We start from the raw sequence: 14,962 nt of genomic DNA, 5'->3' as shown, positions 1-14,962 counted from the left end.
GGCGTTGAGGTGGACCGGATCGGGGACTCGGGCGCGAAGGCGCTCTGGCAGGGCCGGTTCTCGAAAAGCGAATCCGGCGGCAAGGAGTGACGCGGCGGCGGCTGCGTCACCGGCAGCCCGCGCGGCACAGGTGCGGCTCGACCGGCCGGACGTTCCTGCCTGGTGTCCGGCCGGTCTCGCGGCTCGACCGGGGAGTCACCGCAACTTGTTGAGTGCCTGCTGGAAGGCAGCCGCGTGCTTGGCCTCGTCGGCGGCCGTGTCGCGGAAGTAGCCCGCGACGGCGGTGTCGCCCACGGCCCTGGTCCGGTTGGCGAACCCCGGGTACAGGGTGGTGGCTTCGTTGCGTTCCCCGGTCACGGCCTTGCCCAGGTTCTTCCTGGTCGTGCCGACCAGCCCCGCCAGCACCGCTTCACCGGCGAAGTGCTCGTGCAGCTCGACCCCGGCCGTGCCCTCGAACAGCCGGGCCAGTGCGGGGTTGCCGGTCTGCCGCGCCCTGGCGGCGTAGAGCGTGTACTTGGCGTGGGCGAGCGCCTCGCCGTGCATGGCGGTGTCGAGGTTGGTCCGGGTACGGGCTGCCTTGACCTTCGGAAGGCCCGCGGGGACGGAGACCGTGGTGGCGGTCGGCGGTGCCGGGATGGTGCCACGGCCGGTGGTCACCACCGTCAGCGCTGTGCGGTAGGCGTTGCGGTGGCGGCCCTCGTCCGCGGCGATCTCGGTGAACAGCTCGGCGGCCGCGAGGTCCCCGTCCGCGCGGGCCTGGGAGGCGAAGCCGCGGTACATGACCTGGTGCTCGTACGCCTCGCCGTGGATGGCCTGGCGCAGGTTGGCCGCGTTCGTGCCGACCGTACCCGCCAGGGCGGCCGCCTGGCGCAGGTGCTCGTTCAGCTCCGTCCGAGCGGTGGTCCGGAAGAGCCCGCCGACCTCCGGTAGGAGCCGGCGGTCTGCTTCGGCGCCGAAGAGGCTGTACGAGGCGTAGGCGAACGCCTCACCCTTCATGGCGGTGGTCAGGTCGGAGAGCGTCTGTGCACGAAGGGCGCGGGTGGGGGTGTGCGTGGTCCGGTGCCGATCGGCCGGCCCGGCAAGGGCCACGGCCGTAGCCGCCTGGGACGCAGCGGTCAGGGTGCACAAGCCGACCAGAAGCGCACGCATCGAGTGGCGGACCATGATGCCTCCTTCAGGGCGCGTCGGGGGTGTGAGCGCCCCTCCTCATGTCACCCGTACACGTGCGCACCTGCCCCTTCACGTAATCCTTTCGAGTGAGTACGTACAGTGATCGCGCCTTCTGCGTCCGCCGCTGGCTCAGGGAGAAGCGGAAAGCGTTGTCGCAGCTCAGCTAGCTCTTCGGGTGAGGCCACCGCCGTCGTACTGCCGTCATTGCGCCAACGCGAAACCCCCGCCGATGATCTCGACGGGGGTTTCTGCCCTGGTAGGGCGGTTGTGGCTGGGGCCGGGGTCGAACCGGCGACCTTCCGCTTTTCAGGCGGACGCTCGTACCAACTGAGCTACCCAGCCACGAGGTTTCACGTGAAACCTCAGCGGTCCTGACGGGATTTGAACCCGCGGCCTCCACCTTGACAGGGTGGCGAGCACTCCAAACTGCTCCACAGGACCAAGCTGTTGCGCGCGAACCAACGAACGTAAGTGTCGCACACCGAACTGCGTGCCCCCAACGGGATTCGAACCCGTGCTACCGCCTTGAAAGGGCGGCGTCCTAGGCCGCTAGACGATGAGGGCTATCGGCCCGCCTGGGCGCTTCTCAGCGCGTCGGGGACGTGAGAAGCATATGGGATGGCGGGGAGGATCGCCAAAACGGTTTACGGGCCCGAGGAGGAGGGTGCTGACGGGGCCGGTGCGGTGCCCGTCGGGCCGGGTGCGGCACCCGGCCGGTTCTCCTTCGGCAGGTGGCGGCTGACCTCGGCGGTGGTCTGGCCCAGGCCGCCCAGGCGGATCTCGTCCCAGGCCTGGAGGCGGTGGCTGTCCCGGTCGAAGTAGAGGACCGACGCCTGGATCGGGTCGGGGTACTTCCCCTCCACCGCGCGCAGACCGCTGCCGCCGGTCGAGCCCTCCAGGCGCAGGCGGGTGCCGTACTTCATGATCTCCATGTCCTCGTGGTGCAGATGCCCGGCCAGGACCATCGGGACGGTGCCGTCCGTCTCGCGCGCCGCCGCCGGCTCGTGGGCGACGGCGATGTCGACCGGGGTGCCCCCGGCCCGCTGGTCGCGCAGTGCCGACGCCAGCCGGACGCCCGCCATCCGCTCGGCCGCGTCGCCGCCGGGCACGGCGGAGCGGTCGGGGGTGAACTGGGGGTCGCCGATGCCCGCGAAGCGCAGCCCGGCGACCGTCTCGGCGCGGCCGCCGTCCAGGACGTGCACATTGCGCAGACGCTCCATGTACCGCTGGGTGGTCGTGGAGTCGTGGTTGCCGCGGACCCAGACGTAGGGGGCTCCCAGGTCCTCGATCGGGTCCAGGAAGCCGTTCTCCGCCGAGGTGCCGTGGTCCATCGTGTCGCCGGAGTCGACGATCACGTTCACCTTGTACTGCTCCACCAGCGAGGCGATGATCTTCCAGCTCGCCGGGTTGAGGTGGATGTCCGAGACGTGCAGCACCCGGATGGTCGTCGGATCCGGAGCGTAGGCGGGGAGCGTGGACGTGACGTCGTAGAGCTTCGTCACGTTCGTCACCAGGCGCGCCAACTCCTTCTGGTAGACGTCGAACTCGGTGACGATGCTGCGGGCGTTGCCGACGACCGAGGGCGCCGAGGACAGCAGCCCCGAGAACTTCGGCTCCAGGACCGACTTCGGGTTCCAGGTCGCGTACGCCGTCGCCCCGCACGCCCCGAGCAGCGCGAGCGCCAGGCCGCCGGCCGCCAGGGCGCGGCGGGGGCGGCGGTAGACCACCAGGCCGAGCGCCGTCGCGCCGGAGACCACGGCCACCAAGGACCGTACGGCCAGGTCGAGAGTGCCGTCCTCGACGTCGTGGACGACCTCGTCCTGCAGGCCCGAGAGGCGTTCGGGGTGGTCGACCAGGGCCTGGGAGCGGGCCGGGTCGAGCTGGTCGACGTTGACGTCCAGGCGGACGGGGGCGACATGGCTGTCGAGCTCCAGCGCGCCCAGCGGGGAGATGTTGATCTTCGTGCCGCCGCTCAGGGACGGGCGCAGGGCCATCGTCGTGTTCATGGGCCCCACCGGCACCCGTACGTTGCCGACGACCAGCAGCCCCAGCCAGGCACCGAGGAGCACCACGGCGACCAGGCCCAGGGCGCGGAGCCGGCGATCGGGTTCAGGGGCCAGTTCGACGGCGGCACCCGGGCGGCGCGAATGGTCGCGGCGCCGGCTGAGGACGCGGGCTGCTCTCCTTCGTATGCCGTGGCGGCGGTGCGTGCGGTTCAGGTCTGCGAGGGGGGCGCGGGCCATTGGTCGCGTATGCCCAACTGCGCGACGGGATATGCGTGCACCTTCACGCCGGTCGTACGGGGCGGTCGTACCGGACAATGGCCCTGTGCTGGAGATGACGCGCGAGGAGTTCGAGGAACTGGTCGCCGAGGCCCTCGACCGGATTCCGTCCGAGCTGACGCGGCTGATGGACAACGTGGCGGTGTTCGTCGAGGACGAACCACCCGCCGAGGACCCCGAGCTGCTCGGGCTGTACGAGGGGACGCCGCTGACGGACCGCGGCGAATGGTACGCCGGTGTGCTGCCGGACCGGATCACGGTCTATCGCGGGCCGACGCTGCGCGTGTGCGAGACCCGGGAGGACGTCGTGGCGGAGACCGAGGTGACCGTGGTCCATGAGATCGCGCACCACTTCGGGATCGACGACGCGCGGCTGCACGCTCTCGGGTACGGCTGACGGGGTTCTCGGGCGTGGCGCAGGCTTGGTGGAGCCGGCCGCGTGTCCTCTTGCGGGTGGCGGGAGTTGGACAGGTTGACTCCTGCGTCTGCCCCCGGAGGTGGCTTCCCGTGCGCCGCTTGTACGTACCCGTCCGTCTCGCCGTCGCGGTGGCCGCCGTCGCCGTCACCGCCGGCTGCGTGAGCGTGGGCGACGACACCGACGGCGGGGCGAGGCCGTCGCACTCCGCCGGGCAGCGGGCCGGTGAGGCACCGGACGGGGGCACGGCCGGCTCCGGCGGCGGCGCGGGCCACGCCGGGCCGGGTGAGGGCAAGCGGGGGCACGGGGGCAAGAAGAAGGCCGGCCGGACGCCGTCCGCCTCGGTCTCGCCGTCCGCCGCGGGGAGCGCGTCCCCGGCGCCCGGGAAACCGGGGGCACCGGGTCAGCCCGGACAGCCGCCGCCCGCGGGGCAGCCCGCGCCGACGCAGGGGCAGCCCGCACCCACGGGCACGTCCACCGCGCCGGAGCCGCCGCCGCCCCCGCCGGCCTCGTCCCCGGGGACACCGGCTCCGACGTCCGCCGAGCCCTCGTCCTCGGCGCACGACAACACCGGGGCGCAACTGGCCCGGTGGGAGCCGGTCTCGAAGGCCGGGGCACCGGTGGACGTGCGGGGCTGACCTGCGGGTACGGGGCCGGTTTGCCTTCCGGGGTGGGGAGTGCGTATGGTGGTAGATCGTTTGATCCCATTTGCCCGGCGCCCACGCAGAGCGCGCCGTGTGGCGCGTACTCTCCCTTGCCGTGGCGGACCGCATCGAGGCGGTCGTAATGCGAATCACGGAGTTGACGGGCGCGTGCCGACGAGACTCCGGAAGGTTTCGCATTCGCATGTCCATTGTCAGTACTGATCACGTCGTCGTGCCCGAGAACACCGAGGACGCCGACAACGCCGAGCACACCGAGGCGCAGCAGGAGGCCGAGCAGGTCACCTTCGCGGACCTCGGCCTGCCCGAGGGCGTCGTCCGCAAGCTCGCGCAGAACGGCGTGACCACCCCCTTCCCGATCCAGGCCGCGACCATCCCGGACGCCCTGGACGGCAAGGACATCCTCGGCCGTGGCCGCACCGGCTCCGGCAAGACCCTCTCCTTCGGTCTGCCCACCCTGGCCACGCTGGCCGGTGGCCGCACCGAGAGGAAGCGGCCCCGGGCCGTGATCCTCACCCCGACGCGCGAGCTGGCGATGCAGGTCGCCGACGCGCTCCAGCCCTACGGCGACGTCCTCGGCCTGAAGATGAAGGTCGTCTGCGGCGGCACCTCCATGGGCAACCAGATCTACGCGCTGGAGAAGGGCGTCGACGTCCTCGTCGCTACTCCGGGCCGTCTGCGCGACATCATCAACCGCGGCGCCTGCTCGCTGGAGGACGTGCGGATCGCCGTCCTCGACGAGGCCGACCAGATGTCCGACCTGGGCTTCCTGCCCGAGGTCACCGAGCTGTTCGACCAGATCCCGGCGGGCGGCCAGCGGATGCTGTTCTCCGCGACCATGGAGAACGAGATCCAGACGCTCGTCGACCGCTACCTCAGCGACCCGGTCAGCCACGAGGTCGACGCGGCGCAGGGCGCGGTGACGACCATGTCGCACCACATCCTGATCGTGAAGCCCAAGGACAAGGCGCCGGTCACCGCGGCGATCGCCTCCCGCAAGGGCCGCACCATCATCTTCGTGCGCACCCAGCTCGGCGCCGACCGCGTCGCCGAGCAGCTGCGCGACGCCGGCGCGAAGGCCGACGCGCTGCACGGCGGCATGACGCAGGGCGCGCGCACCCGGACGCTGGCCGACTTCAAGGACGGCTACGTCAACGTCCTGGTCGCCACCGACGTCGCGGCCCGTGGCATCCACGTCGACGGCATCGACCTGGTGCTCAACGTCGACCCGGCCGGTGACCACAAGGACTACCTGCACCGGGCCGGCCGCACCGCCCGCGCGGGCCGCACCGGCACCGTGGTCTCCCTCTCCCTGCCGCATCAGCGGCGCCAGATCTTCCGGCTGATGGAGGACGCGGGGGTCGACGCCTCGCGCCACATCATCCAGGGCGGCGCGGCCTTCGACCCTGAGGTCGCCGACATCACCGGCGCCCGGTCGATGACCGAGGTGCAGGCCGAGTCGGCGGGCAACGCCGCCCAGCAGGCCGAGCGCGAGGTCACCCACCTCACCAAGCAGCTGGAGCGGGCGCAGCGGCGCGCCACCGAGCTGCGCGAGGAGGCCGACCGGCTGGTCGCCCGTGTCGCCCGCGAGCGGGGCGAGGACCCCGAGACCGCGGTGGCCGAGGCCCAGGCGGCGGCCGAGCAGGCGGCCGAGGTGGTGGTGCCGGAGCAGCCGGCCGCCCAGGACGTCGACCGCGCCGAGCGGACCGAGCGCGAGGAGCGCCCGGCGGGCGCGTCGTCGTACGAGCGCCGTGAGCGGCGGGACGAGCGGGGCGGTCGTTCCTACGACCGTGACCGCGGCGACCGTTCCTTCGACCGGGACCGGGACCGTGGCGGCGACCGCGGCGGCCGTTCCTTCGAGCGCCGTGACGACCGTGGCGGTTTCCGTCGCGACGACCGCCGGGACGACCGGGGTGACCGTGGCGGCTTCCGCCGTGACGACCGTGGTGGCCGCTCCTTCGACCGGGACCGTGACCGCGACCGTGGCTTCGAGCGCCGTGACGACCGTGGCGGCTTCCGCCGGGACGACCGCCGGGACGACCGCCGGGACGACCGGGGTGACCGTGGCGGCTTCCGCCGTGACGACCGTGGCGGCCGTCCCTTCGACCGGGACCGTGGCGGCGACCGCGGCGGCCGTTCCTTCGAGCGCCGTGACGACCGTGGCGGCTTCCGCCGGGACGACCGTCCCGCGCGCCGCGACGAGCGGGGCGGGCACCGCGGCAGCGACCGCCCGTTCAACCGCGACCGCCAGGGTGACCGCCCCGGCTTCCGCTCCTCCGGCCATGACCGCCCGTACGGCCGTCGTGACGACCACCGCGGTACCGGTACCGGTACCGGTTCCTTCGGCCGCCGCGAGGACAAGCCGCGCTGGAAGCGCAACGGCTGACAGGCCCGCCGACTGACAGGCTCACCGCCTGAGCAGCGCGGCGCCCGAGCGGCGCGACGCCTGAGTCACCAAGGGCCCGTACGACCGATGTCGTACGGGCCCTTCGCCGTGACTTTTGGCCACAGCACCTTTCGTGTGTCGCATGTCACGCCCTCGGTCAGGGAATCGCTGGGTGCATGACAGATGACACCAGGACGAGCGGGCCGTCGGACGAAGAGCGGCTGGCCCAGCTCGGCTACACCCAGGTCCTCGCCCGCCGGATGTCGGCGTTCGCCAACTACGCGGTCTCCTTCACGATCATCTCGGTCCTGTCCGGCTGTCTGACGCTCTACCTCTTCGGGATGAACACCGGCGGCCCCGCCGTGATCACCTGGGGCTGGGTGGCGGTCGGCCTCATGACGCTGTTCGTCGGGTTGTCGATGGCGGAGATCTGCTCGGCGTACCCGACCTCCGCGGGCCTGTACTTCTGGGCCCACCGGCTGGCGCCGCCGAGGACGGCCGCCGCCTGGGCCTGGTTCACGGGCTGGTTCAACGTGCTGGGGCAGGTGGCGGTGACGGCGGGCATCGACTTCGGCGCCGCCTCCTTCCTCGGCGCCTACCTCAACCTCCAGTTCGGCTTCCACGTCACACCCGGCCGCACGGTCCTGCTCTTCGCGGCGATCCTGCTGCTGCACGGCCTGCTCAACACCTTCGGCGTACGGATCGTCGGCCTCCTCAACAGCGTCAGCGTGTGGTGGCACGTGCTGGGCGTCGCGGTGATCGTCGGCGCGCTGGCCCTCGTGCCGGAGCGGCACCAGTCGGCGTCCTTCGTCTTCACCGAGTTCGTCAACAACACGGGCTGGGGCAGCGGCGTCTACGTCGTCCTGCTGGGCCTGCTGATGGCCCAGTACACCTTCACCGGCTACGACGCCTCCGCCCACATGACCGAGGAGACGCACGACGCGTCCACGGCCGGCCCGAAGGGCATCGTCCGCTCCATCTGGACCTCCTGGGTGGCCGGTTTCGTCCTGCTGCTCGGCTTCACCTTCGCGATCCAGTCCTACGACAAGGAGCTCGCGTCGCCGACCGGCGCGCCGCCCGCCCAGATCCTGCTGGACGCCCTCGGCGCGACCGCGGGCAAGCTGCTGCTCCTCGTGGTGATCGGGGCGCAGCTGTTCTGCGGCATGGCGTCGGTGACGGCCAACAGCCGCATGATCTACGCCTTCTCCCGCGACGGCGCGCTGCCCTTCTCCCACGTGTGGCACACCGTCAGCCCGCGGACCCGTACCCCGGTCGCGGCGGTCTGGCTGGCGGCGCTCGGAGCGCTGGCCCTGGGCCTGCCGTACCTGATCAACGTCACGGCCTACGCGGCGGTCACCTCGATCGCGGTGATCGGCCTCTACATCGCCTACGTCGTGCCGACCCTGCTCCGGGTGCGCAAAGGCGCGGCCTTCGAGCGCGGGCCCTGGCACCTGGGCCGCTGGTCGCAGGCGATCGGGGTGGTGTCGGTGGCCTGGGTCGGCGTGATCACTGTCCTGTTCATGCTGCCGCAGGTCTCCCCGGTCACCTGGGAGACGTTCAACTACGCCCCGGTCGCCGTTCTGGTGGTCCTCGGCTTCGCCGCGACCTGGTGGCTCGCCTCCGCGCGCCACTGGTTCCTGAACCCCACCCACGCACGCACCCTCGCCCGCGAGGCCGCCCGCACCGGCGCCCCCGAACCGGCCGACCCCTGACCCGAACGACCCCGCCCGCCGCCCGCACTGCCCGCCCCGACCGGCCACCCGCCGCCGCACGGCCGGCCCCCGACCGGCCACCCGCCGCCGCACGGCCGGCCCCCGACCGGCCACCCGGCACCCGCACGGCCGGCCCCCGACCGGCCACCCGGCACCCGCACGGCCGGCCCCCGACCGGCCACCCGGCACCCGCACGGCACTCTCCCGACCGGCCACCTGGACACCCTCACGGCACACTTCCGGCCCGGCACCCCCGATACCCGATCGGACAGGCGGCCTGCTCGGGCTATGCTCGGGTAGGCAACATCGCCTGGGCCCTTAGCTCAATTGGCAGAGCAGTGGACTTTTAATCCATTGGTTGTGGGTTCGAGTCCCACAGGGCCTACGAGAGAGGCCCCGCCCCGGAGGACTCCGTGGCGGGGCTTCAGGCGTTTCCGCGGCAACTTCCCTGGCGGCTCACGCAGTTCCGTTCCCGCAGAGAGAGCGCGCGCCGATGCCCCGTCCGTACGTCCTGCTGTCCGCCGCCGTCTCCCTCGACGGCTATCTGGACGACACCGGCCCCGAGCGGCTGCTGCTCTCCAGCCCCGCCGACTTCGACCGGGTGGACGAGGTGCGCGCCTCCGTCGACGCGATCCTCGTCGGCGCCGGCACCATCCGCGCCGACAATCCGCGACTGCTGGTCAACTCGCCCGAGCGGCGGGCCGCCCGGGTCGCCGCCGGGAAGCCGGAGTACCCGCTGAAGGTGACGGTCAGCGCGGCCGGCGAGCTGGACCCGGCCGCGCGGTTCTGGCACACGGGCGGCGAGAAGGCCGTCTACACGACGGACCGGGGCGCCGAACGGCTGCGCGGGGCCGGCCTCGCCGCCGACGTCGTCCCGCTGGGCGCCGAACTCGACTGGCGGCGGCTGCTGGAGCACCTGCACGACGTGCGCGGGGTACGGCGGCTGATGGTGGAGGGCGGCGGGACCGTGCACACCCAGCTGCTCCAGCAGAGCCTGGCGGACGAGCTCCAGCTCGTGCTCGCCCCGCTCCTCGTGGGCGACCCGCGGGCGCCGCGGCTGTTCGGGCCGGGCACCTACCAGGGCGGACGGCTGAGGCTCGTGGAGACGCGGGCCATCGAGGACGTCGTCCTCATGCGCTACGAGCCGACGGCTCCCGGCACCGGGGCGCTCGCCTCGCCCGCGGACCGGCACTGGCTCCGGCTGGCGTGCGACCTGGCGGCGCTCTGCCCGCCCTCGCGGAGCGCGTTCAGCGTGGGCGCGGTGGTGGTGGCCGCCGACGGCACCGAGCTCGCCCGGGGCCATTCACGGGAGGGTGACGACCCCGTCGTGCACGCGGAGGAGGCGGCGCTGGCCAAGGTGGACCCGGCGGACCCGCGGCTGGCCGGTGCCACCGTCTACAGCAGTCTGGAGCCGTGCGCCCGGCGTGCCTCCCGGCCCCGCCCGTGCGCCCGGCTGATCCTCGACGCGGGTGTACGGCGGGTGGTCACGGCCTGGCGTGAACCGGACACGTTCGTCGAGGGCGCCGACGGGTCCGGGATGCTCGAGGCCGGGGGCGCGCGGACCGTACTCGTCCCTGAGCTGGAGGAACGGGCCAAGGCGCCGAACCGGCATCTGACCGGCTGAACGGGCCCGCGCCGTCGGCCCGGTAGCGGCGCGGGGCGGTGGCCGGACTCCATGCGTGTGCATTCGGCCCCGCGGATGGGGTACAGTTGGTCTCACGACGCGGGGTGGAGCAGCTCGGTAGCTCGCTGGGCTCATAACCCAGAGGTCGCAGGTTCAAATCCTGTCCCCGCTACTGAAGACTCAGGGCCGGAATCCGATCAAGGATTCCGGCCCTGAGTGCTTTCGTCCCACCGTGTCCTCCGGCCGGCCCTCAGGTCCCTGGAGGACGCCCTCGGCGCGTATGCCCGGTCGGCGGGTGCCGCCCTTGATCATTGTCACGGCGGGTGAGCGATCCGTGCCGGAGCGCAGAGAAAGTGATGCACCGTCAGAAATCCGGTGCCGCGGAGGGCTGGTCAACTCGCCCGATTTTCGTCGCGCATGGCCCGAACGTCTGACCAAAAAGGTTTAATGATCAAGCCGGACGGCTTGGAATCAGAGGCTCGCGTCTATTAACGTTCGATAACGCAGCGCGGTCGTCCCAGCCGTCACAAGCGACGGCTCCGTGCGCGCGCGCCGAATCCCGCAAGGGAACCGGGGAACCACCAACTTGGGGTGAATCGGGCGTCAACCGCCGTGCTCGCACGTCTGGTTTACGCGTGTAGGAGACCTTCCCGCTCCGAACCCGTCAGCTAACCCGGTAGGCGAGACGGAAGGAAAGGAGCACGCCCGAGTGGCGTCCAACCGCCCCGCCCCTGAAGCCCCGTTCGTGCCGGGTCAGCGCACCGAGACCTTCGGCTACGGCAGTCACCCCACCGACGAGGGCCCCTGGGAGGAGTGGAATCCCACCGAGGAGTCCGTCCGGCCGGTCCGGGGCCGGCACCGCGTCTCCAAGCAGCGCGGCGGTGGGCTCGCCCGCAGCTCCACCGTCCTCGGTGTCGGCGTCATAGCCGCCGTCGGCGCGGGTGGCATGGCCAGCGCCCACACCGGCAAGCCGCCGGTGTCCATCTCCATGCCCGACCTGCCCTCCGTGGGCTCCCTCTTCGACGACGCGCCCGCGGCCCCCGAGGGCTCCGCGACCGCGCTCAGCACCCTCGGCACGAGCACCGCCGAGACCACCGAGAGCGCCTCCGACGCGGGCGAGGCGCTGCGCAACCGCATCATGGCGCAGGCCGAGCAACAGCAGGCCCAGGTCGAGACGAAGGCCCAGGAGGCCGCCGAGGCCGCGGCCGCCAAGCAGGCCCAGGAGGCCGCAGCCAAGGCGCAGCAGGAGGCCGAGGCGAAGGCCGCCGCCGCGAAGCAGAAGGCGGAGGAGGAGGCCAAGCGGAAGGCCGAGGCCGAGCGCCTGGCCGAGCTGGCCAAGCAGTACACGCTGCCGACCCCCTCGTACACGATCACCGGCACCTTCGGCCAGCCCGGTTCCATGTGGTCCTCCGGCTACCACACCGGCCTCGACTTCGCCGCTCCCACCGGAACCCTGATCAAGGCGATCCACAGCGGCACCATCACCGAGGCGGGCTGGGCCGGCGCCTACGGCTACCGCACCGTCCTCACCCTCGACGACGGCACCGAGCTGTGGTTCTGTCACCAGTCCTCGATCAGCGTCAAGGTCGGCCAGAAGGTGAGCACGGGCGACGTCATCGGCCGCGTGGGCGCCACCGGCAACGTCACCGGGCCGCACCTGCACCTGGAGGTCCACCCCGACGGCCAGGCCACCGGGATCGACCCGATGGCGTGGCTGCGCGACAAGGGCCTCACCCCCTGACCCCACCGGGTCTGCGCAATCTTTTCCCCACGGAGCCGCTCTGGCCGGAACGGGCGGCTCCGGCGCGTTTGTCGATGTCTTCCATCGCTCTCTTCGCACGCTCGGCTCGTCCGACCTCGAGGTCTTCCTCCTCGCCCTCGGCGGCAACGTCTTCGGCCGGACCGCCGACGAGGAGGCGTCCTTCGCCTGGCTCGCCGCCCAGCCCACGGTGATCGCGCCCATCGCCTCCGCCCCCATCCCGGGGCAGCTCGCTCCCGGCCCTGCTGAAGGTGGCGGGCCTGACCCTGACCGAGGAGGACCTCGCCAGGCTGAGGGAGGCATCGGCCCGACGGCCCGGTCCGCCGATTTCGGCAGCGGCCGGACGACCACGGCCTGTCGGCCTCGGCGTGGGTCTGACGACTACGGCCCTGCTTCGGTCTGACGACTACGCCTGCCCGGCTTCACCCGGCTCGGTTCGACCGTCGCCGGCCGCGGCTCCGCGGCCTCGCGAGGCGGCTGCTCCAGCACTTCTGCCGGGCCCGCCCCCCGGACCCGACCGAGTCTGATCGAGCCGAGCCGACCCGACCCGACCCGTCCCGACCCGGCCCGTCCCAGGGCCGGTCAGGTCCGGTACGGGTTGTAAGCGGGATAGGGGGTCGCCGGATCGTGGGTGACATGGGTCGCGGGCCGGCCGTAGACGCCGTACACCGGCCAGGGCGGCGCGACGACCGGGACCGGCGGGGCGGTTCTGCGCGCCGCGTGGTCCAGGGCCGGCTGGGCCACCTCGCGGCGCGCCCACAGCTCGCCGAGCAGCTCCCGCTCCCGGACGACGAAGTCGGCCCCGGCCCGGCCCCGGCGCCCCCGGTGCCGCAGGAACGCCAGCGAGGTCGCGTACGCCTCGTACTGGGCGACCGCCCGGCCGGCCGGCTTGCCGAGGTGGTGCCGGGCGTGTTCCCGGGCCAGCCTGCGCGCCCGCATGGAGCCGAGCGCGAACGGCTCGGCGGGGGTCAGCCACCCGGCGGCGGCGTACGCGGGCAGTTCCTCGCGCACGGTGCGCAGCTCCCGCTGCCGGGTCCAGATGACCATCCAGGTCAGCAGCCCGAACGCGGGCACCATGAAGGCCGCGTAGACGGCGAGGAAGCCGTACGTGCCGAACGTGGCGGAGCCGTTCCACAGGGCGTGCATGCTCATCGCGAGCAGCAGTCCGCTCAGGGGCAGCAGGACGCGCCGCACGCGCCGGCGGTCCGCGGCGAGCGCGGCGGCGGCGCCGAAGCCGATGCCGGTGCACACGGTGAACAGCGGGTGCGCGAACGGCGACATGATGATCCGCACGAAGAAGGTCGCCGCGGTGACGGAGGCGATGCCCCGGCCGCCGGTGAGCTGGTCGGTGCCGAAGGCGGTGCCGAGGTAGAGGATGTTCTCGGTGAACGCGAAGCCGGTGGCGGTGACCCCGGCCAGGACGACGCCGTCGACGATCCCCGTGAAGTCCCGTCTGCGGAAGAGGAAGAGCAGCAGCACGGCGGAGCCCTTCGCCGACTCCTCCACGATCGGCGCTATCACCGTCGCGCCGAGGGTGTCCGCCCGGGTCGGGTCGGCGGTCGCCGTCTCTATCCACTGGGTCGCGAAGCTGTTCGCGACGATGGCCACCAGCGCCGCCGCGCATGCGCCCCAGGCGAAGGCGAACAGCAGGTTCCGCCAGGGGCCGGGCTCGACCCGGTCCAGCCAGCGGAAGGCGGCTATGAGCAGCGGCACGGGCAGGACGGCGAGCCCCAGCCCGACCAGGAACCCCTCGGTGCCGGTCTGCTGGCGCACGAGCGCGAGGATGACGAGCCCGGACAGGGCGAGCAGCATGGCCGGCGCGCCGTACCGCACCCATCGCTTCTGCCACCAGTGCGCATGACGCGGCCGGCCGCCGGCCGGTCCGGGAACGGGTCCGCCGGGGTGGGGCGGGTACGGGGGACAGGTGGCCACGGCATTGACCCTAACGAGGGAGGACGCCGCCCGCGACGGGGCCTGGCACATTGCTTCAGGCGCGGTCGGGACGCTCGGCGGAAGGCTGCTCCGGCAGGTGGTGCGGAGGCCGGTCTCAGTGCGGTACGCGGCGGAAGAGAAGATCGTTCACCACATGACCCTTGTCCAGTCCCTGGCCCTCGAAACGGGTCAGCGGACGGAAGCCGGGGCGCGGCGCGAAACCGCCGTCTGCCTGCGTGTTCTCGAAGGCCGGGTGCGCGGTCAGCACTTCGAGCATCTGCTCCGCGTACGGCTCCCAGTCGGTCGCGCAGTGCACGATCGCCCCGGGCCCGAGCCGGGTGGCGGCCAGGGTCAGGAACTCCGGCTGGATCAGCCGCCGCTTGTGGTGCCGCTTCTTGGGCCAGGGGTCGGGGAAGTACACGCGCAGCCCGTCGAGCGCGTCGGGGCGGAGCATCTCCCGCAGCAGGATGATCGCGTCGCCGTTGCCCACCCGGACGTTGGACAGTCCGTTCTGGTCTGCCAGGTTGAGCAGGTTGCCCTGGCCCGGCGTGTGTACGTCGACGGCGAGGATGTTGGTGCCCGGGTCGGCGGCCGCCATCCGCGCGGTCGCCTCTCCCATGCCGAACCCGATCTCCAGCACGACCGGGTTCGTGTTGCCGAACAGCTCGGCGAGGTCGATCACCCGCTGCCCGTCGATGTCCAGCCCCCAGGAGGGCCACAGCCGCTGGAGCGCGTCCGCCTGCCCCGTGGTGACCCGGCTCCGCCGCGGCTGGAAGCTGCGGATCCGCCGCTCGAAGTGCGAACCGGCCGGATCGGCCTTCGGGCCGTCGGGAAAGCGCGGCTCTCCCTTGGCCCGGGTGCGCCGGAGGGACACACCGGGGGCGTGCTGCGGCAGCCCGTCGGAGGCGGGCCGGTGGGCTTCGGGGGTGTTCAGGGAGTTCGACACAGTGCCTCAATTTTACGGGGCGCACGCCACCGGCGGCCCGGCCCCCGGCCCCGGGCGCCCGACCCCCGCGGCTG

Annotated in this window: 10 protein-coding genes, 5 tRNA genes and 1 riboswitch; of the genes, 8 read left to right on the top strand and 7 right to left on the bottom strand. The window is 72.5% G+C overall.

Features of this window, described 5'->3' with window-relative positions; genetic code table 11:
* Window positions 1-195 precede the first annotated feature (195 nt).
* The 5 genes from ACF1A5_RS31040 to ACF1A5_RS31020 form a co-directional block, all read right to left on the bottom strand.
* Window positions 196-1,164 carry a ferritin family protein gene (locus ACF1A5_RS31040; protein WP_392196199.1) on the bottom strand — a complete coding sequence of 323 codons (969 nt, stop codon included), beginning with the start codon at window positions 1,162-1,164 and terminating at the stop codon, window positions 196-198.
* A 274-nt stretch (window positions 1,165-1,438) separates the two neighbouring features.
* Window positions 1,439-1,512, bottom strand: a tRNA-Phe gene (locus ACF1A5_RS31035).
* A gap of 24 nt (window positions 1,513-1,536) precedes the next feature.
* Window positions 1,537-1,611: transfer RNA gene (locus tag ACF1A5_RS31030), tRNA-Asp, on the bottom strand.
* A gap of 50 nt (window positions 1,612-1,661) precedes the next feature.
* Window positions 1,662-1,734 (bottom strand) — tRNA-Glu (locus tag ACF1A5_RS31025).
* Window positions 1,735-1,814: 80 nt separating this feature from the next.
* A complete protein-coding gene (locus ACF1A5_RS31020) occupies window positions 1,815-3,413 on the bottom strand; it encodes a metallophosphoesterase (RefSeq protein ID WP_392196198.1) in 1,599 nt (532 codons plus the stop codon).
* Between the two features lie 85 nt (window positions 3,414-3,498).
* Between ACF1A5_RS31020 and ACF1A5_RS31015 the strand changes: the two genes are divergently transcribed.
* The 8 genes from ACF1A5_RS31015 to ACF1A5_RS30980 all read left to right on the top strand — a co-directional run bounded on the left by ACF1A5_RS31015 (window position 3,499) and on the right by ACF1A5_RS30980 (window position 11,992).
* Window positions 3,499-3,849, top strand: a complete 351-nt coding sequence (locus ACF1A5_RS31015) for a metallopeptidase family protein (protein WP_392196197.1) — start codon at window positions 3,499-3,501, stop codon at window positions 3,847-3,849.
* A 110-nt stretch (window positions 3,850-3,959) separates the two neighbouring features.
* Window positions 3,960-4,505: a hypothetical protein gene (locus ACF1A5_RS31010; protein ID WP_392196196.1), complete on the top strand. Its 546-nt coding sequence runs from the start codon at window positions 3,960-3,962 to the stop codon at window positions 4,503-4,505.
* Between the two features lie 208 nt (window positions 4,506-4,713).
* On the top strand, window positions 4,714-6,915 hold the full coding sequence (locus tag ACF1A5_RS31005; RefSeq protein ID WP_392196195.1) for a DEAD/DEAH box helicase: 2,202 nt from the start codon (window positions 4,714-4,716) through the stop codon (window positions 6,913-6,915).
* 176 nt (window positions 6,916-7,091) lie between these two features.
* On the top strand, window positions 7,092-8,627 hold the full coding sequence (locus ACF1A5_RS31000; protein ID WP_392196194.1) for an amino acid permease: 1,536 nt from the start codon (window positions 7,092-7,094) through the stop codon (window positions 8,625-8,627).
* Window positions 8,628-8,939: 312 nt separating this feature from the next.
* Window positions 8,940-9,012 (top strand) — tRNA-Lys (locus ACF1A5_RS30995).
* A gap of 108 nt (window positions 9,013-9,120) precedes the next feature.
* Complete coding sequence (locus ACF1A5_RS30990; protein WP_392196193.1) at window positions 9,121-10,251, top strand: dihydrofolate reductase family protein; 1,131 nt, start codon at window positions 9,121-9,123, stop codon at window positions 10,249-10,251.
* A gap of 98 nt (window positions 10,252-10,349) precedes the next feature.
* Window positions 10,350-10,423 (top strand) — tRNA-Met (locus ACF1A5_RS30985).
* A gap of 368 nt (window positions 10,424-10,791) precedes the next feature.
* Window positions 10,792-10,949: riboswitch (cyclic di-AMP (ydaO/yuaA leader) on the top strand.
* Window positions 10,950-10,960: 11 nt separating this feature from the next.
* Complete coding sequence (locus ACF1A5_RS30980; RefSeq protein WP_392196192.1) at window positions 10,961-11,992, top strand: M23 family metallopeptidase; 1,032 nt, start codon at window positions 10,961-10,963, stop codon at window positions 11,990-11,992.
* A 600-nt stretch (window positions 11,993-12,592) separates the two neighbouring features.
* Here the strand turns inward: ACF1A5_RS30980 and ACF1A5_RS30975 are convergent.
* A complete protein-coding gene (locus ACF1A5_RS30975; protein ID WP_392196191.1) occupies window positions 12,593-13,942 on the bottom strand; it encodes a PrsW family intramembrane metalloprotease in 1,350 nt (449 codons plus the stop codon).
* A 115-nt stretch (window positions 13,943-14,057) separates the two neighbouring features.
* Complete coding sequence (trmB, locus tag ACF1A5_RS30970) at window positions 14,058-14,888, bottom strand: tRNA (guanosine(46)-N7)-methyltransferase TrmB (protein WP_392196190.1); 831 nt, start codon at window positions 14,886-14,888, stop codon at window positions 14,058-14,060.
* Between the last annotated feature and the right edge of the window lie 74 nt (window positions 14,889-14,962).

This window comes from Streptomyces sp. NPDC014864 (assembly GCF_043081525.1).
GTDB lineage: Bacteria > Actinomycetota > Actinomycetes > Streptomycetales > Streptomycetaceae > Streptomyces.
Note: the sequence above shows the minus strand (reverse complement) of the source record. Positions and strands in the feature narration are given on the sequence as shown.

Coding starts and splice junctions, on each gene's coding strand:
- ACF1A5_RS31040 (WP_392196199.1), bottom strand. CDS start 1,164: ATGGTCCGCCACTCGATGCGTGCGCTTCTGGTCGGCTTGTGCACCCTG.
- ACF1A5_RS31020 (WP_392196198.1), bottom strand. CDS start 3,413: ATGGCCCGCGCCCCCCTCGCAGACCTGAACCGCACGCACCGCCGCCAC.
- ACF1A5_RS31005 (WP_392196195.1), top strand. CDS start 4,714: ATGTCCATTGTCAGTACTGATCACGTCGTCGTGCCCGAGAACACCGAG.
- ACF1A5_RS31000 (WP_392196194.1), top strand. CDS start 7,092: ATGACAGATGACACCAGGACGAGCGGGCCGTCGGACGAAGAGCGGCTG.
- ACF1A5_RS30990 (WP_392196193.1), top strand. CDS start 9,121: ATGCCCCGTCCGTACGTCCTGCTGTCCGCCGCCGTCTCCCTCGACGGC.